Raw genomic sequence first — 26,919 nt, 5'->3', positions numbered from 1 at the left:
CTGTCAATCGTCAATTCTCAATCGCCACATCATCAAATTAATAAATTATCACATCAATCAAAATGTCTTTAGTATTAAGAAAAGAATTCAAATATTCATTGGTGGTACCTACCAGTATGGGGGTACGCATTACGCCGGTAGATGCACAGCCGGTGCAGAGTACCAATATGTTTCGGATGCAGGCAACCAGCGCAGAGACCAATGTGGCAAGTATCTCCTCTTATCTCGGTCTCCCTGTAAAGGTACTCACAACTTTTGTGAAAGATAGCCCGATCGCTGCTTTTATCAAGGCTGACCTGAAGGCACGCAATATGGAGTATGAGGGGCCTGAGGTGCCTCAGGGCGATCCCTGGGGATATCGGCATCAATTCAATATTGCCGACAGCGGTTTTGGATTGCGTGGTCCGCGGGTACAGAACGACCGGGCAGGTGAAGTGGGAAAAACGCTGAATGTAAAAGATTTTGATCTGGAACGGATCTTCGGTAAGGAAGGCGTACAAGTGGTACACCTTTCCGGCCTTATTGCGGCACTTTCTCCTGACACAAGCAACTTCTGTCTCGAAATAGCGCGTTATGCCAAAAAGCATGATACCCTAATTTCTTTCGACCTGAATCACCGCGCGACTTTTTGGAAGGGTCGGGAAAAGGAGTTGAAAGAAGCATTTACGGAGATTGTTTCTCTTTCCGATATAGTTATAGGTAATGAAGAAGATTTTCAGCTTTGCCTCGGTATTGAAGGTCCGAAAGCAGGAGGTGAAAATATTGGTGGAACGCTGGATGCTTTCAAAGGGATGATCCTGAATGCGCATAAAGCGTTTCCTCATGTTTCGGTTTTTGCCAATACGCTGCGTGAGGTGATTAGCGCCAATGAGCATCTCTGGGGTGCTATTGTGTATGAAAATGGGAACTGGTACGAAGCTCCATTACGGAGGATCAACGTGATGGATCGGATTGGTGGTGGTGACGGTTTTGTGGGGGGATTGCTCTATAGTATCCTGAAAGGGATGGAACCCGAAAAATGGGTGCAGTTTGCCTGGGCGAGTGGTGCACTGGCTACTACCTTCCTGACAGATTATGCCCAGCCGGCCGATGAGGAAGTGATATGGAGCATCTGGAAAGGTAACGCGAGAGTGGTCCGTTGAAGACCGGGGAGACGAGGAAAGTAGGAAGACTGAGGAGATCGGGAGACTGGGGAGAACGGGAACAGAGGGAAGGTGATTTTAATTACCAATTACTAATTACTAATTGCCAATGGATCAGTCTGAAACGATTCCTAATATCCAAATCCAACATCCCAAATCTGAATTGAAACAACGTTCGACGTAGTCAATTAACAATCGGCGTAAGCCAAATCTTGAATATGGGATCTGAAATATAATAAAATATACAATGAATAAAAAAGCAGACATCGGATTGATCGGATTGGCCGTAATGGGTGAAAATCTGGTCCTCAATATGGAAAGTAAAGGCTATACAGTAGCCGTGTTCAACCGTACTGTCGACAAAGTCGACGCATTTGTCAACGGACGGGGAAAAGGGAAGAATTTTATTGGAGCTCATTCCCTACAGGAGTTGGTGGCATCCTTAGAAAGACCCCGTAAAGTAATGATGTTGGTAAAAGCAGGTAAGCCTGTGGACGATTTTATCGAACAGCTTATCCCGCTGCTAGAACCGGGTGATATCATTATCGACGGTGGAAACAGCCATTTCCCCGATACCATCCGCAGAACGAAATATGTAGAGAGTAAAGGATTGCTCTATATCGGTACTGGCGTTTCGGGCGGTGAAGAGGGAGCCCTCAAAGGACCTTCCATGATGCCGGGCGGATCGCCGGAAGCGTGGCCTCATGTGAAAGAGATCTTCCAGGCGGTCGCTGCTAAAGTCGATGGGGGTGTTCCCTGCTGCGACTGGGTGGGCGAGAACGGTGCCGGCCACTTTGTGAAGATGGTGCATAACGGCATCGAGTACGGCGATATGCAAATCATCAACGAAGCATATCACCTGATGAAAGAACTGCTCGGCATGGATGCCTTTGAGCAGCATGAAGTATTCAAAAGATGGAACAGTGGCGTGCTGGACTCCTACCTGATAGAGATTACCGCTGATATCATGGCTTATGAGGATGAAGATGGAAGCCCGTTGGTAGAAAAGATCCTCGATACCGCAGGACAAAAAGGAACCGGTAAATGGACAGCCGTATCAGCACTTGACCTGGGTATTCCCCTTACGCTGATTGGTGAGTCGGTCTTCTCGCGCTGTCTTTCAGCCCAGAAAGATCTGAGGGTTAAAGCCTCGGAGGCTATCTCCGGTAAAAAACCTGAATTCAAAGGAGATAAACAGCAGTTTGTCAATGATCTGGAAAAGGCACTCTACGGAGCTAAGATCATCTCCTATGCGCAAGGCTACGACTTGATGATGGAAGCGGCCAAAGAGTATGGATGGAATCTCAATTACGGGGGGATCGCCCTGATGTGGCGCGGTGGATGTATTATCCGCTCCCGTTTCCTGGGTGATATCAAGAAAGCGTTTGATAACAACCCCTCATTGGAAAATCTCTTGCTTGACGACTTCTTCAAAGGAGCAGTGTTATCAGCAGAAGAGAGCTGGCGCAGAGTTTGTGCAACAGCTTTACAGAATGGAATTCCTGTACCGGCACTTACTTCAGCTTTGTGCTATTTCGATGGTTTCAGAAGCGCACGACTCCCGGCTAACCTGTTGCAGGCGCAGCGTGACTATTTCGGTGCCCATCAGTATGAAAGGGTGGACAAAGCACGTGGCGAGTTCTTCCATACCGATTGGACCGGACGTGGCGGAAACACTGCCTCTACGACGTATGATGTTTGATATTTGGTGTAAAAAGGTGGAAAGACCGGGGACTAGGGAGAGTGAAAAGTCTGGAAGTTCTCACATCCGATATCCCCAATTTTTCATTATTAATTATTCACTTTTCACTTAAAAAGGATGATTTACTACGAAAATGGTTCTCCCACGACCGCTCTCTCTCATGAGGATATGAGGAGGGGATTGTATGAAGCATTGGATAAATTGGGCGAACGGCAAAAAGTTCTTGCCGTTCCGCCTGATTATACCCGCCTGCCCAGCCGTGCCGGGGAACTCACCAAAATCACATGGGAATATTACGGTGACAAACTGACTGATATTCTCCCGGCTTTGGGGACACATACCCCCATGACTGAGGGGCAGATCGACCATATGTTTGGAAAGACGCCTAAAACACTTTTTCGCGACCATGACTGGAGGAATGATGTAATTACGTTGGGTGAGGTACCGGCTGAGTACATTCGTGATATCTCGGAAGGTAAAGTGGATTTCGCCTGGCCGGCACAAGTAAATAAACTATTGGTAGAAGGCGGTTTCGACCTTATCCTCTCCATCGGACAGGTAGTACCTCATGAAGTAGTGGGGATGGCCAACTACAACAAGAATATCCTGGTTGGTACCGGTGGAAGTGAAGGGATCAATAAGAGCCATTATATAGGAGCCGTTTACGGTATGGAACGGATGATGGGAAAATCTGATACCCCGGTCAGGCGTGTATTTAACTATGCTACCGAAAACTATTTAAAGGAGTTGCCTATCGTTTATGTCCTGACTGTGGTAGGGGTAAATTCCGAAGGAGTGCAACAGACCTATGGACTGTTTGTGGGAGATGGTCTGGAGGTATTCGACCGGGCTGCCCGGCTCTCTCTGCAGGTCAATTTTGTAATGGTGGAGAAACCATTGAAAAAGGTGATTGTATGGCTTGATCCTACCGAATTTAAAAGTACATGGTTAGGAAATAAATCGGTCTATCGCACACGGATGGCTATCGCTGACGGAGGAGAACTGATCGTACTGGCTCCTGCATTGAAAGAATTTGGAGAAGACAAAACAATCGATTTGTTGATCCGCAAGTATGGCTATTTCGGTACACCCCATACATTGAAGGCGGTGTCCGAAAATCAGGAATTAAGGGATAATCTGGGTGCGGCGGCACATCTTATTCACGGGTCATCCGAAGGACGCTTTTCCGTTACCTACTGTCCCGGAAAAGAGGCCTGGAACCTTACACGGGAAGAGATTGAGAGTGTTGGTTTCCGGTGGGGTGATATAGATGAGGTTATGCAAAAATATGACCCTTTACGTCTTAAAGAGGGCTTTAACAGGCTTGACGATGGAGAGGAGGTCTACTATATCTCGAGTCCTGCTCTTGGTTTATGGGCACATAAAGACCGGTTTGCTTAATTTTTCCTGAGAGTAGGTATCAGTCGGCACGAATAAATACTATATTTTTAAATTTCAATATAAACTCCATATATATCATGACAACGAGAAGAGAATTTATCAAAAACACAGCTCTGGCGTCAGCAGGGTTGGCCATGGGCGGTATATCTACCAAAATGAATGCTGCCAGTTACAGTAGGGTTGCAGGTGCCAATAAAAAGGTGAATCTGGCCCATATCGGTATTGGAAACAGGGGATGGGAAATCATCAACGATTTCGACAAGACGGGATTAGCCAACGTAGTTGCCCTTTGTGATGTTGATTTGGGAGCTGAACATACAAAGAAGGCACTCGACAAGTTTCCCAATGCAAAACGGTTCAAAGATTTCAGGGAAATGTTTGACAAAATGGGTAACGAGATTGAGGCAGTGGCTATTGCTACTCCCGACTTTGCTCACTTCCCGGCGGTAATGATGTCGATGGCCGAAGGTAAACATGTTTACGTGGAAAAACCATTGACCCGTACTTTCCATGAATCGGAACTGCTCCTGAAAGCCGCAAAGAAGTATCCGAATGTAGTCACCCAGATGGGTAACCAGGGCCATTCGGAGGCCAACTATTTCCAGTTTAAGGCATGGAAAGAGGCGGGTATTATCAAAGATGTGACGGCTGTGACGGCACACATGAACAACCCGCGTCGCTGGCACGGATGGGATCCCAATATCAAAAAATTCCCCGCTGCCGAACCTATTCCCGAAACATTGGATTGGGATATATGGTTGATGGCACAGCGATACCATGACTACAACAAAGATTTCCATTACGGACAGTGGCGCTGCTGGTATGATTTCGGAATGGGAGCCTTGGGCGATTGGGGCGCGCATATTATAGACACGGTGCATGAATTTCTCGATCTCGGCTTACCGGAAGAAGTGACCCCATTGAGGTTGAAAGATCATAATGATTATTTTTTCCCGATGTCGAGTACCATAGAATTCAAATTCCCTGCACGTGGAAATATGCCTCCACTGGTTATCACCTGGTATGATGGTCTGGACAATATCCCGTCTGTTCCCGAAGGATACGGTGTATCGGAACTCGATCCCAATATTCCTTCCGTGGGAGGTGGACAGATACAACCGGCCAAGTTGAATCCGGGTAAAGAGATCTATAGCAAGGAGCTTACCTTCAAGGGAGGGTCGCATGGTAGTACACTGAGCATTATCCCTGAAGAGAAGGCAAAAGCGATGGAGAAAGACCTTCCCGAAGTGCCGAAGAGCCCATCCGACCATTTTGCAAACTTCCTGTTGGCTTGCCAGGGCAAGGAGAAAACACGTTCTCCGTTTGAAATATCCGCTCCTCTGAGTCAGGTGTTCTGCCTGGGTGTAGCTGCACAGCGGCTAAACCGCAAGATTGTGTTCGACCGCAATACCAAACGGGTTACCAACGATACCTTTGCGAATGCATATCTCACCGGGGAGCCTCCGAGAAAAGGATGGGAAGATTTTTATAAGATATAACTTCTATATTAAAAACAAGAAAAAATGATGAAAAAAATAGTAATAACAGCTATGGTAGCGATAGTAACCATTTCTGCATGGGCACAGGAGCCGAAATGGGAAAATCTGTTCAATGGTCGTAACTTGCGGGGATGGGAAAAACTGAACGGTACTGCGGAATACAAAATAGAGGACAACGCCATCGTCGGTATTTCAAAAATGAATACCCCCAATACATTCCTTGCCACAAAAAAAATGTATAGCGATTTTATCCTGGAATTTGAATTCAAGGTCGATGATGGTTTGAATTCCGGTGTCCAGTTCCGGAGTAATAGTCTGAAAGATTATATGAATGGGCGTGTGCATGGTTATCAGTTCGAAATTGATCCATCTTCAAGGGCATGGACCGGAGGTATCTACGACGAAGCTCGTCGGGGATGGCTCTATCCGATGAACTACAATCCCGAGGGGCAGAAAGCATTCAAAAACGGAGAGTGGAACAAAGCCCGTATAGAGGCTATAGGTAGTTCTATCCGTACATGGGTGAACGGTGTTTCCTGCACCGACCTGCTGGATAATACCACACTATCGGGCTTTATCGCCCTGCAGGTACATTCTATCGGTAATGCCGACCTGGAAGGAAAGACCGTTGCATGGCGTAATATCAGGATACTTACACAAGATCTGGAGCGGTTTAAAACCCCTGAGAATGATAAAGTGAAACAGATCAATACAATCGCCAATACTATCTCTGAACGAGAAGCGGCAGAAGGATGGAAGCTGCTGTGGGACGGTAAGACCGCCGAAGGATGGAGAGGTGCGAAATTGGATCATTTCCCCGAAAAAGGATGGTCTATCGATAACGGCGTACTGAAAGTGCATAAAAGCGGCGGAGGCGAATCCACCAACGGAGGCGATATCGTCACTACCCGCCCTTACAAGAACTTTATGCTGAAAGTAGATTTCAGGATTACTGAAGGCGCTAATAGCGGCATCAAATATTTTGTGGATACCAACCTGAATAAAGGGGAAGGATCGGCTATCGGTTGTGAATTCCAGATCCTTGACGACAAGAAGCATCCTGATGCAAAACTCGGTGTTGAAGGTAACCGTACACTGGGCTCACTCTACGACTTGATACCCGCCCCTAAGGATAAACCTTTCCGTGGCGGATTCTTCAATACCGCCATGGTGGTTGTCAAGGGGAATCATGTGGAGCATTGGCTGAATGGTGTTAAGATCATCGAATACCAACGTAACAACCAGATGTGGGAAGCACTGGTAAACTACAGTAAATATAAGGACTGGCCTAATTTTGGCAATGCAGAGGAGGGATTGATTCTCCTGCAGGACCATGGTGATGAAGTCTGGTTCCAGAATATCAAGATTAAAGAACTGGAATAAAAGAACGGTTTATACCTTTTTTATTATCCCAAATGCGTAAGATGCTGGAAAAGGAGTACATGCTCTTCTTCGGAAGAAAAGGTTCTCCTTTTTTCAATTCTCGTAAGTTACATGTATGTAGCTAAAGTTTCCGATTGACAATATTTTATGACCTATAATAGTTCAGAAGAACACCAATTCTACTGCTGTGATATTTTGCAAAAGGGAGGAAGATCTATTGATCTAGGAAAGAGATATCATATATTGATATAAATCGACATCGGCAGGAATACCCAATTTCTTTCTTAACCGGCTCTTCCGGGTTTGCACCGAACGGTGTGTAATGAAGGCGTATTGGGCAATCTCTTTCGAGGAGAAATTTAAATAAACCATCGCGCAGAGCCACAGCTCAGACTCAATTAATTGAGGATGTGCCTTGAGCAAGTTATTGATGAATTCGGGATATATCATTCTAAACCGTGCAAGAAAGGAGGGATCATTTTCTCTGGCCAATTCTATCACCTCATCAAAGGCATCGTTCAGTTTGTCTTGCAATACGGATACTTCTCGCTCTGTTGCTTCCAGTATTGCTTTTTTCCTTTGCCAGAATAGATAGATACCCAACAACGTGGCTATTATGGAATAAACGATGATGGAGAGTGTCTTGTTGAATCTCATCTGCGCATATTTACGTTCCTCTTCTAAAAGGAGTTGCATGGCTTTCTCCGTGGCTCCTTCTCTTGAGGTGGAGAGCTCATCTGAGATTTCTTGGTACATGTTTTGATAAAAGCGCGCGGAGTCTTCCATTCCATTTTTGGAATAGATAGTCGTTATTTTTTGATATAATCCTGGTAATTCATTTCTGAGATTTGTCCTTTTTGCACATTCCAATCCTTTTTTGACGCAATTGAGGGCAGCGTCGGGTTCTCCCTTCATTAAATGGAGGTCACTCCAATGTGCGCAGAGCCATGAGGAGTAAGGATAATCATATTTGGTAATGAGTGAGTTTGCCTGATTGTACCATACGGTTGCAGAGTCGAACACCTCTTTATCCCTATAATAATTACCAATAAGGGTGTAAAGGTTGATTTTGTTTCTGAATGTAAGGTTTTCGTCCGTTTTGTCGAGTAGCTCCTTATTCTTTCTATAAAAATAAAAGGTTGAGTCAGGCTTATTTCTCACTGCTGTATATGCTATGCCGAGATTTTCATAAGCCAAGCTCACATAGCGGTCACGTTCTTTTTTTTCTTTAATCCGTATTGCGTATTCGTAAGCCTTTTGGAATTCACGAAATGAAGCTTCCTTTAATCCCAAATAGAAAAATACTTGTCCCTTGATCCTGCAGATCTCTGATTTTATGATATCATTTTTCGATGTGTATTTTTCTTTTTGAGAGAGTTGTAGGTATTCCAGCGATTTTTCATAATCTCCCATATAAATAAGGACCTGTCCGATATAAAAAGAAGACATTGCCTTTCCTCTTGAGTAATTGATTTCCCTGCTTAATGTTAAAGCTTTGGTTGCAGATTCAATTACCCCTATTGGATTCACGTTAGAGACTTCAGCTGATGCAACCGTTAATAAGCTATCTACTTTTTTGACTTTTTCCGGTACAATATCCTGACCATATATGCTGGATCCAATTATCAATAATACAAATGCAAAGAAGATTAATTTCATAATTGTTTTTTTAGTTTCTTCAAACTCCTTTTTGTTTTTAATAAATGTGTAATATCTATTATATATTATATATGATAGTGATAGGGGTTTTTTACGATTCAGCGATTATCAAGAAACAGGAATCTGTTATTTTTTATGGAATTTCCTTTATAAAATAAAAGATTTTCACCCTTCCGGAAAAAAACTATTGCGAAATTAAATATTTTTTTCAACAATTCTGGCAATATGATATTTAAGACATGAATAAATTTGTATACTGTGGATTTTTTCCACAGTATACTTTTTCTGTTTTTTTTTGTAAATTGTCTTTTAATATTCATATATACAGATAATTAAATTATATGTTGTATCTATGTAGTATCTTCTTTTTATTTTTCGATATGTCTTTTTTTTGATATTAGTGGCTAAAATATGACTTTTGTGGTGCTTTAAAAATCGATATTGATTTATTAGAATTGTGTAAAAGATAAGATGTTGTTTTATAATATCTTGGGGTCTTTTTTTGTCAGCAAATTATTATGAAAGAAGATAGTCTTATTAGAAATAAGAGATAGCGCTTATTTTTTTCTTAGTTAATGCTTACCTAATAATTGATAATGACCACTGCGATGCCACCATTGTCATATGATGATAAAGATTGGCATCAAATATAAATTTTGAAGCCAAACCATAACTCGTTTAAGCACAGTCATAAGGTCGTTAGCAATTAAGATATCATTAGGAGTATCGATGTTAAAGCATTTTTAAATAGGTTAGTTAAATAAGTAAATAGGTAATAGAAAGATATACACGGCTTTGTTATTTAAAACTATTTGGAAACAAAAGAGATGGATAAATCAAAACAATTAATTATCGCTATTGTGATGTTGTTCAGTTTTAACGGCATATCGGCACAAAAAGCCGCCATTAAGACAAATATAATGGCAGATGCCACCACCACGATGAGTTTGGCGGCGGAGATAGGGACAGCTCCCAAAAATACGCTGGAGCTTTATATGCACTGGAACCCATGGGAGTTGAGTGACGGCAAATTGATCAAACATTTGTATTTGCAACCCGAGTACCGATTTTGGTTCTGTGAGAAATTCTCCGGTTCATTCTTAGGGGTTCATCTGCATGGAGGGCTCTTTAATCTGGCGGGAATTAAGCTTCCTTTCGGAATGTATCCCGGCCTCAAGACACACCGATATGAGGGTGAGTTTATTGGAGGTGGTGTTTCTTATGGTTATCAATGGGTGCTGTCAAAACATTGGAACCTTGAGGCAACTCTTGGAGCAGGATATGCTTACATTAATTACGACAGGTATCAGTGCGGCGACTGTGGAAAGCGTCTCGACAAGGACAAGGATAAACACTATTTCGGTCCTACTAAAGCGGCACTAAGTATTGTTTATGTATTCTAAAATAAAGATCAAATGAGAAATATATTCATAATCACGCTCTTTTTCTTGAGTTTCGTCACATTACGGGGACAGTCGTCTTCCGACAATCCGGTACGGGTGGAAAACCTCTCCGTACAGTTGTCTGACGATCGTATCTTGTCTGTCGACATGGATATCATCTTGCCGGAAAATTTCAAGGTTTCATCTAACAGGATGGTTACATTCACTCCTATTATAAAAGGAAATGATAATCAGAATGTATTGCCGTCGGTTCATGTGTATGGCAGGAAACGTCAGATTATATCTGAACGGAATAATCTTTTACCTGATGATTCAGAACAGTTATTCCGAAGAGCAAGCGGTGAAGAACAGGTTATCGCATATACTGCATCTCTTCCTTCCGAGGATTGGATGGATAAGGCGGAATTGGTGTTAGAACAAGACTTTTGCGGATGCGGGAATCAATCGGAAGAGATCGATTTCCTTGCACTTACCCATATCGACGTGCCTCAGCCGGTGGTGCTGCCCAACATTCTTTACCGCGCCCCCGAACCGGAACCGGTGAAGCGTCGCATACTCAAAGGTCAGGCGTATATCGATTTTCCCATCAACCAAATCGTGATTTATCCCGATTATATGCGCAACTCAATTGAGTTGGCTAAAATCGACAGTACCTTGAAGGGCTTCGCCCCAAGCGATGTCCAAAGTATCAAGCTACATGGTTTTGCATCGCCCGAAGGAGTTTATAAACATAATGTGTATTTGGCTGACGGACGTACCAAGGCGTTGAAGGAGTATATCATCAAGAAATTCAACCTTCCCGAAAAGATCATTCAAACCAATTCCACTCCCGAAAATTGGGAAGGATTTATCCGTTTGGCTGAAAATTCTCAATTACCACAGAAGGCGCGTATCCTTGAGATTGCCAAGAGTGACGTGGAGCCCGATGTGAAGGAAACCGAATTAAAACGGATGCATGAAGCTTTCCGGCATATGATGCGTAACTGGTTTCCGGTATTACGTCATACCAACTACGAGATTGAATATATCGTTCGCGATTACGCGGCCCAAGAAGCCCGTGATATTGTGAAAAAAGATCCATCCCAATTGAGTTTGAGGGAGATGTTCGATGCCGCATTGCTGAGCGGGAAAGGGTCGGATGAGTATTACCGGTTGATAGAAACCGCCGTAAAGACCTATCCCGACAATCCCGATGCAAACCTCAACGCCGCGGCGGCGGCATTGGAACGGGGCGATTTGGAGTCTGCCGAAAAATATATGGAGAAAGCGGATCTCTCTACACCCGAAGGAAAAAATAACATGGAATATATCAAAATATTGAAAGAAAAGCAATGATGAAGAATATCTGTAAAATAGCAAGCGTCTCCCTGCTTTTACTTTTGGCATCTTGCATTAAGTCCGATTACGACACGGAAAACTGTCCGGGATTATACACCATCACTCCTATCGTACCGGTGGAATTGCAACAGAAAAAGAATGAGTTTCTGCCCAATACGAATACCTCTGTGATGTATCCCAGTGGAGAATGGCGCAAGACCGAAGTAGGGCCGGATAATATCCTGGAACTGACCAAAGGACAATACAGAGCCTTTTCCCTGAAAGGAGAGAACGAGCAGGTAGGATTACACTTCGGAACGGTGGTATCTGTTAGTTCCACCGATGGAGCTGCCGGCGATCCGGGTGACTTTGTAGGAGGCTATATCGATTTTAATGTCGATGGTGGATTAGAGGATTGGGGTATCATCAATTACGATGTTCCTACTTATATCCAAACTCGCATACTTACGCTAAAGGTGAAGATTGAAGGGCAAAATGCCGATTTGGTGGAATCTGTGACAGCCACTGTAGACGGTATCACCCTCTCCCGTGAACTGCACAACGCCTTTATTGAAAACGGGGAACGGGATCGTTATCCGGCATTGAGCACAGGTTATGCGGCTTATGCATTGGATGAAGTGGATAAGGACGGCTTTTATACCGATTCGTACCGCCTGTTGGGATTGGATGGTAATGCGGACCAGAATCTGGTGTTGACCATTCACTATAAGGATGGTTTCAAGAGAGATTTCAACTATGAGATCGCTGACGATCTTGCTGGTTTTCATACCAAAGAAGTGACTACCCCTTGGATTATTCGTATTGTGCTTCGTACCGGAGCCGATTTCACTGCCGATATAGAGGATTGGCAAGCGGGGCCCGAAGAATGGATAGATGTGAAACCGGTCTAAGAATTGTGGCAATTCAATGGTCAGATAGAAAATAAAAACATATAAAACATATGAAGACATCTTTTTTTAAACTTATCTTTTTGAGTGCGATCGCAGCCCTTTTTGCTGTGGCTTGCACGAATGATGTGATACCGCCAAACGCTGAGAATGGCGTGGAAGCCCGTATCTCCGCCGAGGCGGGGGGACTGTTGAAGTCCGGAGCCGACAATTTGAAGAGCAGTACCCGGGCAACAAATGATGTGTGGGATGAGGGTGATGTGATTGGCGTGACGATGGTCAACCCGCAGTCGCTTGAAGTGATCGCTCCTTACCGTAACTTTGGATATACAACTTCCGGCGACGATAAGTTCTCCCCCAACAATGCTTCGCAGATCATTTATTTTCCCACCAGCGACGAAGAGGTGGCTTTCAAAGCCTACTATCCGTATAAAAAGGATCTCCCGTCGAACTTGGTGATCCCGGTATCTACCAAAGACCAGACCAACCTGCCGGATATCGACCTGATGACGGCGGAGCACCTTTCGGGCACCTCCACCAAAGACCCTAACGTGAAATTGCATTTCTATCACCGTTTGGCAAAGGTGGTGGTGAACCTCTCCACCGATAACGAGAGCATCTCCATCCTCGAGGGAGTAGACGTGACGATGAAGGGCTTGAAGACTGAAGCGAGCTACGATCTTTTGAGTGAAAGCCTTATTGTGGATAATAACCTTCCTGGTGCGGATATCTCTTTCCCGGTCTCCAATGCGAAGGCAGAAGGGATCATCCTTCCCCGTCCCGCGGGCGAGGGGGTGGAATTTGTGATCACCACGACTGACGGGGGAAAATATACCGCGGCATTAAGCAGTGATTTCGAATTCAAAGAGGGATATGTGCATACTTTCCACCTTCGCTTGAAATCGCCTGCTGAGATAAGCGCCACCATTGAGCCTTGGATTGAAGGGCCCACCCGCCATTTCGATGTGATCCGCGTGGTTACGGGACTGGGCATTACCAAAGGATTCGAGACGGGACATTCTCTCGATCTGTTCCTGAAAGAAGGAACCGATGGTAAGTTCGGACTCCTTGAGAACTTCACATACGAAGGAAATAACAAATGGACCCCCGGATCTCCCATCTATTGGGAAAGCATTACCGGCAGTCCCACTCTGTTTAAAGGTGCCACCATCCTTGAAAAAGCGCTCAACGACTCGCAGATGGATGATATCCTTATCTCCAAGGAAGTGGAGGTGAGTCCTTATACGGGTGTGAACCTCGAATTGGAGCATGTGGGTTCTAAAGTAACTGTGGTGTTGCAATCTTCCGACGGCACTTTCATTAAAGCCGACTTGGACGCTGCTTCGGTGATTCTGCCCAATTACCTGAATTCGGGCTCTTATAACGATAAAGGGGAATTCGTGCCGGGTACTACCCGCGGGGATATCATCCCCGAAGAGGGAGTGGCCATCTTCCCGCCGCAAACCATTGCCAACGGAGATAATATCCTTACCGTCTCCATCAACGGTCGCCTTTATGAGGTGAAAGCCGAAGGGACCGATAATTTTGAATACAAAAAAGGATATGCTTACACGCTGGTACTCGATGCAAGTAAGGCCAAAGTGGAAATGAGTACGGTGATTAAACCTTGGGTAGAAGAAACTATAGAGTTTGAAGAGGTGCGCATAGGGGTCGCGAGCCTTGATAATAACAGCGGCGATCTGGTTGACGGAGACCAACTTTATCTCTTCTCCGGCGATGATGCCGACCGTATCACCCTTCCCGGCAATTTTGTTTACGACGAAGCCGCTGATACCTGGACATATAACGGTCCTTCGGCACCGCTTTACTGGGAAGACATCCCGGCTGACGGTAATCTCTATGCCTCCATCACCCGGCCGGCAGTAGATGCCGCCGAGGGTAATAACCAATCGCCCGACTATATCGTCGCCACTCCTATCGTCAACAAAGGCGGAACCGACAATACCGCGTTGAACTTCCAGTTGACGCATCAGGTGGCGAAAGTGAATGTGATGCTCCGTTCCAACACTTATGGAGAAGAGAAGTTGCTGAGCGCCAATATCACCTTACCCGATTACGCCATTGGCGGTAAGTTGGATAAAGGTGTATATGTGCCGGGTTCTAACAAGGGAACCATCGCATTGGCCAAACCCACCAAAACGGGCGACGCTACCGAAGTTACCTACAATAGCGCTTCTTACCTGCAACCACAGACCGTTGCCATAGGAGAAGACCTGGTGACCATTGGAATTGACGGACGCACCTATACGGTGAAACCCGAAGATGTGAAGTTGCAAGGGGGATCCATCGCGGCCGACATCCTTTATGAGGCGGGCAAGGTGACCAACCTCATCATCACCATCGAGAAGACAGGATTGAGTGTAAGCGTGGATGTGACCGGATGGACTGAATTGCCTGCCCTTGAGTTCGAAGGCCTCTTCTTCTCCGTATCCAACAAAACTTCCGCAGGTTTTGAAAATGAGGATCAAATTAAATTTTATAAACTGAATGCTCACGGTGATGCCGTGGATGCTATCAGCAATATATATAAGTATGTCGGCGGCCCCGATAACGGCACTCTTAGCCCGGTAGGAACTCCCTGGTACAGGGATGATTTCAAAACCGGCGACTTGATAGCCGCCGTATATCCCGCAACTGCTTCCGCGCTTGCAGCCGGAGAGAATACGTTCAACTGGACGGTAAAGAGTTCTGGAACCACGAATGCTCATGCCGACGATATTATGGTAGCGGCTCCCGTAGCAGACAGGAATTTAGGTGAAATACAAGCCGAGGGCGATGTGGCTTTTGAGTTCAAACACGTGTTGAGTAAAGTCTCTATCAACCTGATCGCAGGGGAAGGATTCACTTCCGATGAGATAATGCTTGCCGAGGTTGAGATGAACAACTTCCAATTGTCGGGTATTGTGGATGTAATCAACGGCACAGCCACTCCTGACGGTGCTGCTACTGCCGCATTCACCCCGTCGAAGTTAGACAAGGTCTATTCCGTGACAGGCAAGACCGTCGTGTCGAGCTACGAAGCCTTCGTGATGCCACAAAACATTACCGGCAATAGTGTGATGGTCACAGTGAGACTGAATGATGCCGAGTTTCAGGTGAAGTTGCCCGCTGATAAGCTCTTTGCCGCCGGCGCCCACAATATGCTGAACCTGACTTTAAACAAGACAGGAGTGGAACTCACAGCGTCCATCGTGGATTGGAATAAAGAACCCGATATCGATGTTGAATTACATTAAACTCTCGAAACACAGCACGTATGATGCCGGATATACCCTGGATCATACCGTTGTGGGAGAGTCCAATTTAGCAAAACCGAGCAAACAATAAATATTGATCAGATATGAGACATAAATCATTTTTAAATATATGTAAATCACTGTTGGGAGGAGCCTTGTTGACCCTGTTGGCCACTGGTTGCAATAGCGAAGACTTCACTCCTTCTACCAACGATGTGAAAGATGCCGTGGTGCTCACGGGGGGCACCACAATCTCTGTAGATGCCCAATCTACCACCCGTGCCGCCAATGACACATGGGCAGCCGACGACCTGATTGGCGTCACGATGTTAAGCACGTCAACCCCCGCGACACCTATCTATACCAATAACCAGTATAAAGCTGTCGCCGCCGGATCGGGTGATGTGGCTTTCAATCCCGAAACGGAGGGACAAAAGATGTATTATCCCATCAATGGCAGTGAAGTGACCTTCAAAGCCTATTATCCCTATACGGGACTGACTGATTATCCCAATTATCCGGTGAATGTATCGGGACAAGCCGATATGGCCGCTTTGGATTTGATGACAGCCGTCCATGAGAACAAGGATGGCTCCACAGCCAATAGCAAGGATAATAAAGAAGCCCATTTGGTGTTCCATCACCGCCTGACCCTTGTGACGGTCAATCTGCTCACAGAAGCCGGAAGCCCTATTGATTTAGGTGGCAGTCAGTTGGCAATTAAAGGGATGAAGACCACAGGTAGTTATAACCTGTTGACCGATGTGTTGACACCCGATGCCGCAAGTGTGAATGCCATCAACATCCCATTGTCGAACAACACAGGACAAGCCATCCTCTTGCCCCGGGAAGCCGGCGAGGGTGTTACATTTGAAGTAACTACCGACAATGGTGGAGTTTATACCGCAAAAATGGATGCCGGCCTCGAATTGAAAGGCGGAACCAAATACACCTTCAACCTCACCCTCAAGACCACGCCGGCGTTGATCACCGCCAGCATTGAAGACTGGACGGACGGGCCTGTTAGGAATTACGATGTCGTTCATGTTGTGACCGCCCAAGGTGAGAGCGAAGGATTCAAGGAAGACGACGTGCTGAGGCTGTATGCCAAAGATAACGGAGATGCTGACTATAGTTATACTAAGGGTGGTTCATTTATCTTCAAAGGATCCAAATGGACCATCGAGAATCCCGTTTATTGGGAAAACTTCACCGGCCCGGTCGATTTCAGAGCCACTTCGGTGTATGCCGAGAAGCTGAATACCACCCAGATGGACGATTACCTGGTGGGTGAAACCACGGGTGTGGATTTATATAAAGGAGTACATCTCGAGATGAAGCATGCCGGAACAAAAGTCACGGTGAAACTCTCATCTTCTGACGGCATTTACACGGCTGCGGACCTGCAAGGAGCTACCGTGACTTTGCCCGATTATCTCAATACCGGGTCTTTGAATGAAACTACTGGAGCATATACCGTTGGGACCGGCAAGGGAGACATTACCCCCGAAGCGCCGGGAGCTACCGAGCGGGTAGCCATTTTCCCCGCACAGACTATCGCCGCGAACGACGTGTTGGTAAAAGTGGAAATCAACGGTCACGTGTATGAAGTGAAAGACGCCTCAGCGTTTACGTATGAAGCGGGACAGCACCATGAAATACGGTTGAATATTCAAAAGTCGGGGGTGTTGCTCACCACCAAATTGGTTGATTGGGTAGATGGCGACGATCATGAAGCGGAAGTACGGATTGGTACCCCTACTTTAGGAACCAATGAAAATATCCCTGATGGCAGTCAATTGAGACTTTTTACCGAAGAGACCGTAGGAGCTCAACGGGTTGAAGTACCTGGTTATTTCACCTACAATGCGACGAGCGATAGTTGGAGTTATTCAGATGCCTCCAATCCTTTGTTCTGGGAGGATCTGCCCAGTACGGGAAATATATACGCTTCAATTGAAAACGAAGCGGTAAATGGTACGAACGGTTATAACCAATCGAAAGACTATATCGTCGCCACGCCGATAGAAAATAAAGGCGGAAAAGGCAATACGGCCATTCATTTTGAAATGAGTCATGCCGTATCACAGGTGAACGTAACCCTGCGTACTTCCGACACCTATACCGCGGACCAGCTTAAAACAGCTGAAATTACTTTGCCCGGTTATACGATCGGAGGAAGTTTGAACAAGGGCGTGTATGTGCCGGGCATCAATACCGGTGATATCCGTCTCGATAATCCTGATAACAATGAAATTTCCACACGTTCTTATTTGCAGGCACAGACCATCCCGACGGGAGAGACCGTAGCGCAGGTGAAGATAGGCTCACGGATTTATGATGTGACATATAATCACGATGTGGAATACAATGCCGGTGAGATCACCCATCTGTTCATCACCATAAAGGGATCGGAAGTACTGGTAAGTGTGAAGGTGACCGACTGGATCGACCAGACACCTGTGGAGCTTACCTACTCATTCAATGAGAGCCCCACAAGTGTGGAAGGATTTGAAGTTGGAGACAAGATTACTTTCCACCGTTTGGATAATAATGGAGATGTAATCGAATCGAAAGTATATGTAGTGCAGGAAGTTGAAGGAAAGAAAAAGTTGGTGGCGGAAGACGGAACCCCATGGTACAGGGACGACTTTGCAACCGGCGACAAGATCGTGGCGGTTTATCCCGATGGAACGCGTACCGGGATTGCATCCGGAGAAAAGACCTTCGATGTGGATTTGAACGGCAAGACCGATCCTTCCGACCGCACCAATGATATTCTGGTCGCGTCCGATGGAGAGATCGAAGACAAGGATGCCAATGTGGATCTCACTTTCGATCACATATTGAGTAAGGTGACCGTGAATATTATCCCTGGCGAAGGATTTGCTCCCAATGAGATAAGCGGTGGAAGTCCGGTGGTAGAGCTTGTGGAATTCATGCAGAAGGGGACAGTGGATATATCCAACGGCGCTGTTTCAAATCTATCCGATAACCAGACATTTGAACCTACTCAATTGACTACACCTAATAGCGGTGCCGAATTGAGTTACCAGGCGTTGATCTTGCCTCAAACGAAGGGCACGGCCGGAAACAAAGTCACGTTAGTGAAAATTACGCTTGGAGGTGTTGTCTATGAAGCCCAATACGAAGGAGTCTTCACTTTTGAACCAGGTAAAAACCATGTGTTGGATATCACCCTTGCCAAGACGGCATTGAAACTCTCCGCGACAATCGCGGAATGGGAGACCGGTACCAACGGTAGTATCACAATTGAATAAGTAATTTCTAAAGATGTTAGAGATGAAAAGAAAATATTCTATATATATGGCGGCACTTTGTTCGCTGCTCATTTTTGCGAGTTGCGACAAAGAGGCCGTCGATATCCCCGGCACGGAGACGGAGAAGGTGCCAATCACCCTCTCCGCGTCTTCCCTTCCGGTATCGGTAGATGTGCAGACAAGGGCGGAGACGATCGATGGAAGAACCATTGGGGTGGTCGCCGCAAATACGGATGAAACAACCCCTCTTACATCCGTCGATTGGTTCGATTACTATCTCGATCATGTAAAGGCAAGCGGTACAAATACAACATTGAACGGAGAGAAAGAGGTCGCTTTTTCTCCTGCCCAATATTGGCCGTTCAATCCCGCCGAATACCTGGCTTTCGTGGCCTACAGTCCATATTATGGGACTAATGGTGATAGCCGGGTAGAGCGAGTGGCCGGAACCAACACATTAAAGGTTACAGCCAATGCAAATTCTTTTCCCGATTTTCTTTATACCGAGCCGGTTGGTCCGTATAACAAAGAATCGGCAAAGGAGGCAACAGATAAAGCCATCAGCTTAGGGGAATTTCAGCATGCCATGGCAAAGCTCGATATACAGGTGAAGTTGGTGGATAAAGATGGAAATGATATTCCGGCCGCGAATTTCCCCAATCCGAACCGGTTGAGGATTGCGGAGCTGAAAGTATTGACGGAGGTGAAAAACGGGGAGTTCGATTTACTTCAGACAACATCTCCCAAAGCATGGACGAACCTGGATGCGACAGGTCCTAAAGAGATAGTGCGTACTCACATCAGTTCGTTAATAACACTGACGGCGACACTTCCCACTTATACAAACTGTTTCTTGCTGCCGGGTACGGAGGAAAAGAGTTATGTGTCGATCAAGATTCAGGAACTACACCCAACTACCAACACTGTTGTCAATGAAGTCTTGAGAGAGGCTAAAATCACAGAGTTTGAGGTCTCCAGTGGGGTAGGCGCCAAACTCGAAATGGGAAAAACCACGTTGCTGACCATTAAGGTGAAATATGTGCCTATTCCGGATCCCGATATAGATGTCATTCTTGAAGGACAATTGGTGGAATGGGATTATAAAGGTGAAAGTACCGTTACGATTGAATGATATAAAGGATAAAGAATATGTTGAAACAATTCTATAAATATATGACGGCACTCCTCATAGGCGGAACCATCGTTGGTTGTACTTCCGACTTTCCGGTGGAAAACCCGCCTGCGGAAGGAGATGTGCCGGTACAACTGAATGGAATGCTGAGGTCGTTGGGTGATGCTGATGACCCAGGTTATGGGGAGTTGATCACTACAGGGTATCCATTGGATGCCTATTCCGGGGTGCAGTTTTACCTGTCCGCAAGGACAGTCGCCGCGCCGGTATCAAACTACTTGCTAAACCAGGAAATCTTTATTGGTGCGAAAAATACAACAGACCAAGGCCGGAATAAGCTGGATGGTACTGTCTATTATCCTCTCGGTAAGAAAGCGATTAATTTGTTTTCTTATACAGGATCGACGATAAGTGAAAATGGAAATATCACCCTGACTTCCGGTACAGGTATCAATAATGACTATCTGTTGGGCGTAGGGACCGAAGCCGATGGGACTACACTGAAATCCGGCAAGTCGGATGTTCCGGTCGAGTACATCACCTACAAGCACCTGATGACCCGGGTGGATGTGAGGATAGAGGTGGCAGGTGATGTGGAAGAAACGAAACCGCAGAGCGTGACAATGAATTTCTACCGTTCCGGAAATACGGCACCTATTGCTAATAAAGGCACTTACAACATATTTACCGGTGGAAATAGTGAGGGTTATGCAACAAATAGTCCAAATGGGGACTATAGTTTTTCAAATATCACGACAACCCCTACCACTCACTATCTGGTGCCAAACGGCATGAACTTGACCACATATTCAGGGCAGATATTTTCCTATCTGAAAATTGATGACTATGTGGCCACAACAGAAGACTTGGTGGCATTGAAATTCTCAAAAGCTAAATTAGGGAGTACGGGAGTCGAAACCGATTTTATTCTTAAACCGGGTCTTGCTTATGACTTGGTGTTTAAAATCAATCGGTTGAAGATTACTTCGATAGAAGTGACCGTGAAACCTTGGGATGTTAAACCGGGTGATACCGAATGGGGTTACGAACCGAAAATTATCTCACTCTCCACTGATTACTATGATAGTGGTGATATCTCCAAGATGTTACTGAAGTACGAACATACGGATGGAAAGGTATATCAATATATCGGTAAGGCAGAGTTGGATGGATCTGGTTACAATGTAGATTTTGTTTCATTACCCCCAAACCTCTCAACGTTAGGGGGCAAACTCACGGCCGATTTATATACTAAAGACGGACTATTGGCAAAAGATGTCACGATCACTCCTTCCGGTGATACAGAGCTTGCGGTGGACAATCTGGGCAGATATGGAATGAAGAAAAGGGGTGATATATTGGAAATTTCCACTCCCTTGCAATTTGCACTGATGCTCAACGATGCCGCTAAACCTGACGGTGCGAAATATGAAGTGATGAGAGACCTTGATATGAATGGTGTTTCAGTGGAGATCGTTCCTCAGGCATTTCCCGAAAATTCAGTGTTGGACGGTAAAGGATTCGATATTTTAAACCTGTACATCACTGGTAACGGCCTTTTCACCGAAAATAAGGGAATCTTGAAACATTTCCGTATCGCGTCGGGAGAGATAACAGGAAACGGCTCCGGAGCTATCGGGGCGATCTGTCAATCCAACTCCGGTACGATAGAGGCGGTAGCCAACCAGGCCAACGTGCAGGCTGCCTCAGGACAAATGGTTGCCGGTGGTATTGCGGGGACAAATGAGGCTGGCGGTACAATCATCGCTTCGGTGAATAGCGGAAACGTATTCGGTGATTCTTCTGGAGCCGTAGGAGGTATTGTCGGTGAAAATAAGAATTCCAGTGGAGGCGCTGTTACCGCCTGTCTCAATACGGGAATGCTCGATAAGAGTGCCAATGTCTTGGGTGGAATCATCGGCACTTCGGTAGCCGGTACTTCCCAGCCTGTTGTCGTCACCGGATTTTGGTTGACCGGTACAGCCAGAAAAGACCAGGCTGTCAGTGCGGAATTGGCCGTAGGCAATAACCCTGAATATGCAGTAGATGGAGAAAGTGCCGATTTGGCTTCTTCGGTAATTCGTAGTAACAATACGATTGATAAATTAAATAGCGCATTGGGTTCTTCTGCTTGGAAGTACGAACTGGATGAGAATAGGTTCTCTTGGCCAATAGCAGTACCGAATCCTTAATTTAATAACGAAAGAGATATGAAGACTATGAAATATATCACGTATGTGTGTGTGGCCCTTTTGTCGGTGATCCTGTATGGCTGTTCGGATGAGGTGGTAAACAATTCCGAACCTGCTGCCGAGGGGACCTTGCTAAACCTATACGTGGGAGATATCGTAACGCCCGGAACCCGTCTTGCCGAATTAGGGGGAGCCGGAAGTATCAGCGAGGGAACGCATCCCACAAATGGTGACGACAAAAAGAATATCGGATTGTATATCTATTATGAAGATGATTATAAAGCTGATATTCTTACGAAACCCTATGTGCGTAACTTGGAGTGTGAAGTGAAGGACGGTAAAATCGTGCCGGTAGATGGGAGTGATATTTATATTTACGACCGGATGACTATTGTGGCTTTTTATCCTTATAATAGTGCGGCTGACGATTATACATTCACTTCGAAAGATGATGAGAAAAGATATCCCATCACCGAGAACGATTATTCTTACCAGTATTATATCCCATACCGGGCACAAACTAATGTGAATCCTACCAATGCTTATCTTGTAAGATTGCATTTGGTGCCTCAGCAAACAGTGAAAATACAGGTGGTATTGGTGTCTGACGATCCGGACCTATTTCCTGATGCTACGACAAAGACAGATGGAGTAGTGAAGATAGTGCCGTCTATAGATCCACAGGATGCCGGCAGCGGTGAGGATAAGAGGGAGAATTGGGTGGATATCATTGAGCAACCCTACGGCTCTGCGCCGAGTCCCACCTCCAGTGGAATGCATGTGCAACGATTTACCTCCTATATATGGAAAAATAATGAGCAAAAGGGAACCGATAATCCCCATCATGGCGACAATCCTAACCACTACGACAATACCTTCAAAAAAGGGGATGTATTGCTTCAAAGTGATAAGTTGACTTTGTTTTTCCCTGAGGACTTGGAGATACGGGAGGGTAACGTATATCGTTACGGATACAATTTAACAACCGGTGAGATGTTTATTCCCACTTCCGATAACCTGATATATGATGCATCCACTTTGGCCGGTGGGAGTGGGGGATACCAAGTGTGTGATATAGATTTGACAGATAAAGGCGACTGGACCCCGGTAAATTTTTCCGGTACCTACGATGGTGGAGGCCATGCGGTAAAAAATATGAAAATAACCCAAGTGCCGGTTGACGGGAATGTTGGCTTGTTTGGAAGTGTTACCGGCAGCAGCGTCATCAAGAACCTGCATTTGGAGAGTCCGGAGATTGAGGTAGAGAATACTGATCCCAATCAGACTCTTAACATAGGGGGACTGGTAGGGCAGCTGAACAGGGCTTTGACTCCAGAAGAGGAGGCAGCCCGAATACAAGCTATTGAAAATAATTTAAGAGAAAGTCTTCCCCCCGGGCTCCCCGAGTCGGTGATCCAGGCTCTATTGGCCGAACTCTTGAAAGAAGATACTGGTCAAGGAACCAGTAGCGTGCAGGGCTGTAAGGTTTCACAACCCACGATTAAAGTCATGGGAGAGAACGTGATTGTGGGTGGCCTCGCAGGAATGGTTGGTGATGACCAGAATTATAAGGGAGAGATAAAAGATTCTTATGTATCTGAAGGCAGCATTGAGGTGAATAAAGATGTGGATCCCAACGCTTACGAGAAAGTATGGGTTGGAGCCTTTGCCGGCCTGGTCAATGGAGGTTCCATATCGCGTAGTTATACAACCTCATCGGCAGAAGGGTATGTGCAACCAACTCCTCCGGACACTGATCCCGTGGAGGTGGCACAAGGATTCACCAATGTGGTAGATCCTGTACCGGCAGGGACAGGAGTTGCTGATAGCTTTACTAAAACCTTGAAAGGTAATACGGTGGATGGGGTAAAAAAATTCGGCGCTTCCGAATGGCCTTCCTGGGGTACTAGTGACGAATGGCCGAAAGCCAACAGCTTTTTGGATAACTATTGGGGAAATATGGGAAGTACTCCTTCCAACTATCCTACTTTAGTGTGGGAGTCTCGTTTACAATAATAAGAATTTGATTATGAAGATAAAATCATTGATATATTCGCTGTTGATCTTTGGAGGGGTGGTCTCTTTGGGTTCGTGCCAAAACGATGTCAACGATCCTCTTCCTGTGGGGGAAGGACAACAATTAACATTGCTTCCTTCCGTGGCAGATAGGAACAAAGTGGAAGTTCGCGCCGCAGGAAATATACCGTTTTTCGAGAACGGGAACGATATTACTGTCCAGATCAAGACAAGCAGGACGGGAAGCGAATTTGTTTCGTATCCCTATACTTATAATAATGGTACTTTTGCCGAAAAGGCTCAAGGTCAGGGTTTCTTTTTTCCTGCTGACCAGACTTTTATTTCTGAATTGAAAGCTTTTTGGCCGTCGTTTGAGAACAGGGGCGCGGTTATTACCGATCAACGCGACTTGGATCAGTTCAAACTTGCCAACCGCCTTACTGCCCATGTCACCGAGGCCAATATCATGCCTACGGCAGATCCCGTTCCATTGGTTTTCGAACATGAACAAAGTAAGATCACTTTCCGTCTTGCAGGGCAAAATGCCAGTGGATTAATCATCAAATCACTCCTTTTTGAACTTGAAAATGTTGATCTTGATGATGGACAAGGAGAGCGGCAAGTCGGTTTTTGGGCGTACTGTGAAGGGACGGGAACCCTCAATGCCGAAGTGATTGTGCCGGCCGGAGTTGTCTTTGGCCCAGGCATAAATGACGGAAAGAGAATGGAAATTGGATTGGTGAAAGTGGGTGCTGAAGGAACTACCGATAATGACTACGAAGGGATTATGTATATCCCTAATAGCACGCATATTGAGTTACAAAAAAATCACGATTACTTGGTCACCCTTACTCCCGAAGGTTATGATTTGATGGCAACTATCTCTATAGCCGGATTCCCTCAACCCGATGGGGATCACGTGGGTGTGCCCTTCCAGCTTCCGGTATTGAATGAAGAAACAGAGCGCTATGAGATAAGTACTATCGCACAATTGGTAACCGTATCATGGTTGCTGACCGGAGACCTGAATGGGGAGTTGCAATCGGATTGGAGTACTCGTACATTCGACATCGTGAATGATATAGAAGTATCCGACAGGATAAAGGCAGAGGGAGATCGTTATCTGAATATTTCTACGTTGAACAATTACAAGAATCAATTTTCCAATGCTGATAAGGTCACTTATTCTGATGGGACGAATGTGTTTAACTGATAACGGGATAATCTTATAAACAGGAATAAAAATGAAACATAAAACTTTATATATATACGCAGTTGTCCTTATATTGGGCTTCAATGTGGCGGGATGCGACAAGAATGACAATATTGAAGTCAACAGCGATATGGTGGAGATCGATGGTGTCGCATTGCAATTGGGGGGTGTAGACCTTTCATCAGGAACCGCAGCTACTACCAGGGCAACAGTAGCTGGCATTGATTATGCCGTGAATACGAATGAAGACCCTACTAGTAGTTTTTTTTTCCTTGGCAGTAATAATATTCGGGAAGACTGGAAGTTGGACTTTTCCCTGTATAATGGAAACGCATCCGGAAGTGTTGATGGAACACCATATGACGCTGCTTCCTTTACCGCAGGTGTGTATGATGACACGAACAATACTTGGAAACCATCTCCAGACAAGCAGCTCCTTTTCCCCAACTATTTCAAGCCGCATGTGGAGGCGTGGTTGTATCCAAGCACAAAAGATGCCGCAGTTGCAACTGATCAATCTACAGAAGAGCAACTGATAGCTCAGGATATATTGCACAGGGCGAAATCGGTGCTTCCGGGAAATGCCACAGAATCGTTTGGCAAGAAACTATCTGTCCAATTGAGCCATCAACGGGCGATGCTTAATTTCAAATTCCAAGACATTGTACGCGAGGATATCAATGAGGTAACGGTTAAGGTAAAGGTAGGAGGAACGGATTATACGCCATATAGTTTAAGAGCCGCGGGCGTACTGGAATATATGCTGATACTTCCCGAAGATACACCTGCTGCAACAGAGATCATTGTAGAGTATGAGACCGTTGGTAATGATCTTCTACTGCCGATCGAATATAAGCATAAGGTGAACTTGGGTATAACCGGAGCACTCGGAAGCAATAATTGCTATTGCTTCACCTTATCTCCAAAAGAGATGACAATATCTCCCGTGTCTGTCATTAATTGGGTCACCGGTGAGCCGGTTTTGGGAGAGTATGTGGCGGTCACGGCTTATCCAACGTTTAAAGGTCCGAAAAATGAGACTTATTATTTCTATTACGATAATCAGTTGACGGAAGACGGCTCTTTGAATGGCACGCCCAAATTGCAGGAAATCAACTTCAATAATGATGGTGAATGTACTATCAAACCCGACGGACGCATTATTACCCATATTTTTAAAGGGTCAGATCCCACTATGGAGGATTGGAATCTATACAAGTTGGACAATCCCATAATATTGGGCAATACAGAAAAAATCTATATCGATTTGGAGACAATAATTAATACCCTTTATCCTTAGAGATCTAATCAAAGAATATAAGTGGTTTATTCCGCTCGTTTAGAAGGCAGGTCAAGCAAGAGAGGCTGCTTCAAGTATTTTGGGACAGCTTCTCTTCCTTATTATCCCGGTTTT

General features: G+C 45.4%; 16 protein-coding genes. 15 read left to right on the top strand and 1 reads right to left on the bottom strand.

All coding sequences use genetic code 11. The annotated features are described in order from the left end of the window. Nucleotides 1-62 precede the first annotated feature (62 nt). The 5 genes from U2P89_RS02905 (at nt 63) to U2P89_RS02885 (ending at nt 7,127) form a co-directional block, all read left to right on the top strand. A complete protein-coding gene (locus U2P89_RS02905; protein WP_076931876.1) occupies nt 63-1,142 on the top strand; it encodes a PfkB family carbohydrate kinase in 1,080 nt (359 codons plus the stop codon). Nucleotides 1,143-1,389: 247 nt separating this feature from the next. Beyond that, a complete protein-coding gene (gene gnd / locus U2P89_RS02900; protein ID WP_322190571.1) occupies nt 1,390-2,844 on the top strand; it encodes a decarboxylating NADP(+)-dependent phosphogluconate dehydrogenase in 1,455 nt (484 codons plus the stop codon). A gap of 117 nt (nt 2,845-2,961) precedes the next feature. Beyond that, a complete protein-coding gene (locus tag U2P89_RS02895) occupies nt 2,962-4,245 on the top strand; it encodes a lactate racemase domain-containing protein (protein ID WP_322190570.1) in 1,284 nt (427 codons plus the stop codon). Between the two features lie 77 nt (nt 4,246-4,322). Then, nucleotides 4,323-5,744 carry a Gfo/Idh/MocA family oxidoreductase gene (locus U2P89_RS02890; protein WP_322190569.1) on the top strand — a complete coding sequence of 474 codons (1,422 nt, stop codon included), beginning with the start codon at nt 4,323-4,325 and terminating at the stop codon, nt 5,742-5,744. A 51-nt stretch (nt 5,745-5,795) separates the two neighbouring features. Then, a complete protein-coding gene (locus U2P89_RS02885) occupies nt 5,796-7,127 on the top strand; it encodes a DUF1080 domain-containing protein (RefSeq protein WP_409568025.1) in 1,332 nt (443 codons plus the stop codon). A 222-nt stretch (nt 7,128-7,349) separates the two neighbouring features. Here the strand turns inward: U2P89_RS02885 and U2P89_RS02880 are convergent, their stop codons facing one another. Further along, the gene (locus U2P89_RS02880; RefSeq protein WP_313379644.1) at nt 7,350-8,786 is read right to left on the bottom strand and encodes a hypothetical protein; all 1,437 of its coding nucleotides are present in this window, start codon (nt 8,784-8,786) and stop codon (nt 7,350-7,352) included. An 827-nt stretch (nt 8,787-9,613) separates the two neighbouring features. On the opposite strand from U2P89_RS02880, the gene U2P89_RS02875 reads away from it, so the two are divergent. The 10 genes from U2P89_RS02875 (at nt 9,614) to U2P89_RS02830 (ending at nt 26,805) form a co-directional block, all read left to right on the top strand. Beyond that, entirely contained in the window at nt 9,614-10,189 is a 576-nt protein-coding gene (locus U2P89_RS02875; protein ID WP_044059997.1) for a DUF3575 domain-containing protein, read from the top strand. Nucleotides 10,190-10,201: 12 nt separating this feature from the next. Continuing rightward, entirely contained in the window at nt 10,202-11,524 is a 1,323-nt protein-coding gene (locus tag U2P89_RS02870; RefSeq protein WP_019538283.1) for a DUF3868 domain-containing protein, read from the top strand. Continuing rightward, nucleotides 11,521-12,417 (top strand): hypothetical protein, encoded by an 897-nt coding sequence (locus tag U2P89_RS02865; RefSeq protein ID WP_322190568.1) that lies wholly within the window; start codon nt 11,521-11,523, stop codon nt 12,415-12,417. The genes U2P89_RS02870 and U2P89_RS02865 overlap by 4 nt, the downstream gene beginning before the upstream one ends. A gap of 50 nt (nt 12,418-12,467) precedes the next feature. Further along, nucleotides 12,468-15,671, top strand: a complete 3,204-nt coding sequence (locus tag U2P89_RS02860; RefSeq protein WP_322190567.1) for a fimbrillin family protein — start codon at nt 12,468-12,470, stop codon at nt 15,669-15,671. A gap of 104 nt (nt 15,672-15,775) precedes the next feature. After that, on the top strand, nt 15,776-18,952 hold the full coding sequence (locus U2P89_RS02855) for a fimbrillin family protein (RefSeq protein ID WP_322190566.1): 3,177 nt from the start codon (nt 15,776-15,778) through the stop codon (nt 18,950-18,952). A 22-nt stretch (nt 18,953-18,974) separates the two neighbouring features. After that, nucleotides 18,975-20,084, top strand: a complete 1,110-nt coding sequence (locus U2P89_RS02850) for a fimbrillin family protein (RefSeq protein ID WP_322190565.1) — start codon at nt 18,975-18,977, stop codon at nt 20,082-20,084. Between the two features lie 17 nt (nt 20,085-20,101). Then, nucleotides 20,102-22,276, top strand: a complete 2,175-nt coding sequence (locus U2P89_RS02845) for a fimbrillin family protein (protein ID WP_322190564.1) — start codon at nt 20,102-20,104, stop codon at nt 22,274-22,276. Nucleotides 22,277-22,294: 18 nt separating this feature from the next. Further along, complete coding sequence (locus U2P89_RS02840) at nt 22,295-24,292, top strand: fimbrillin family protein (RefSeq protein ID WP_322190563.1); 1,998 nt, start codon at nt 22,295-22,297, stop codon at nt 24,290-24,292. Between the two features lie 13 nt (nt 24,293-24,305). Then, the gene (locus U2P89_RS02835; RefSeq protein WP_322190562.1) at nt 24,306-25,505 is read left to right on the top strand and encodes a fimbrillin family protein; all 1,200 of its coding nucleotides are present in this window, start codon (nt 24,306-24,308) and stop codon (nt 25,503-25,505) included. Nucleotides 25,506-25,536: 31 nt separating this feature from the next. Then, on the top strand, nt 25,537-26,805 hold the full coding sequence (locus U2P89_RS02830; protein ID WP_322190561.1) for a hypothetical protein: 1,269 nt from the start codon (nt 25,537-25,539) through the stop codon (nt 26,803-26,805). Nucleotides 26,806-26,919 lie beyond the last annotated feature (114 nt).

Origin of the sequence: Proteiniphilum sp. (assembly GCF_034331125.1) — a bacterium.
Lineage (GTDB): Bacteria > Bacteroidota > Bacteroidia > Bacteroidales > Dysgonomonadaceae > Proteiniphilum > Proteiniphilum saccharofermentans.
The sequence above is the reverse complement of the archived record's forward strand: the minus strand, read 5'-3'. Positions and strand labels throughout refer to the sequence as shown.

Excerpts from the sequence above, each read along its gene's own strand:
- U2P89_RS02905 (WP_076931876.1), top strand. The coding sequence starts at position 63 with ATGTCTTTAGTATTAAGAAAAGAATTCAAATATTCATTGGTGGTACCT.
- gnd (WP_322190571.1), top strand. The coding sequence starts at position 1,390 with ATGAATAAAAAAGCAGACATCGGATTGATCGGATTGGCCGTAATGGGT.
- U2P89_RS02895 (WP_322190570.1), top strand. The coding sequence starts at position 2,962 with ATGATTTACTACGAAAATGGTTCTCCCACGACCGCTCTCTCTCATGAG.
- U2P89_RS02890 (WP_322190569.1), top strand. The coding sequence starts at position 4,323 with ATGACAACGAGAAGAGAATTTATCAAAAACACAGCTCTGGCGTCAGCA.
- U2P89_RS02885 (WP_409568025.1), top strand. The coding sequence starts at position 5,796 with ATGGTAGCGATAGTAACCATTTCTGCATGGGCACAGGAGCCGAAATGG.
- U2P89_RS02880 (WP_313379644.1), bottom strand. The coding sequence starts at position 8,786 with ATGAAATTAATCTTCTTTGCATTTGTATTATTGATAATTGGATCCAGC.
- U2P89_RS02875 (WP_044059997.1), top strand. The coding sequence starts at position 9,614 with ATGGATAAATCAAAACAATTAATTATCGCTATTGTGATGTTGTTCAGT.
- U2P89_RS02870 (WP_019538283.1), top strand. The coding sequence starts at position 10,202 with ATGAGAAATATATTCATAATCACGCTCTTTTTCTTGAGTTTCGTCACA.
- U2P89_RS02865 (WP_322190568.1), top strand. The coding sequence starts at position 11,521 with ATGATGAAGAATATCTGTAAAATAGCAAGCGTCTCCCTGCTTTTACTT.
- U2P89_RS02860 (WP_322190567.1), top strand. The coding sequence starts at position 12,468 with ATGAAGACATCTTTTTTTAAACTTATCTTTTTGAGTGCGATCGCAGCC.
- U2P89_RS02855 (WP_322190566.1), top strand. The coding sequence starts at position 15,776 with ATGAGACATAAATCATTTTTAAATATATGTAAATCACTGTTGGGAGGA.
- U2P89_RS02850 (WP_322190565.1), top strand. The coding sequence starts at position 18,975 with ATGAAAAGAAAATATTCTATATATATGGCGGCACTTTGTTCGCTGCTC.
- U2P89_RS02845 (WP_322190564.1), top strand. The coding sequence starts at position 20,102 with ATGTTGAAACAATTCTATAAATATATGACGGCACTCCTCATAGGCGGA.
- U2P89_RS02840 (WP_322190563.1), top strand. The coding sequence starts at position 22,295 with ATGAAGACTATGAAATATATCACGTATGTGTGTGTGGCCCTTTTGTCG.
- U2P89_RS02835 (WP_322190562.1), top strand. The coding sequence starts at position 24,306 with ATGAAGATAAAATCATTGATATATTCGCTGTTGATCTTTGGAGGGGTG.
- U2P89_RS02830 (WP_322190561.1), top strand. The coding sequence starts at position 25,537 with ATGAAACATAAAACTTTATATATATACGCAGTTGTCCTTATATTGGGC.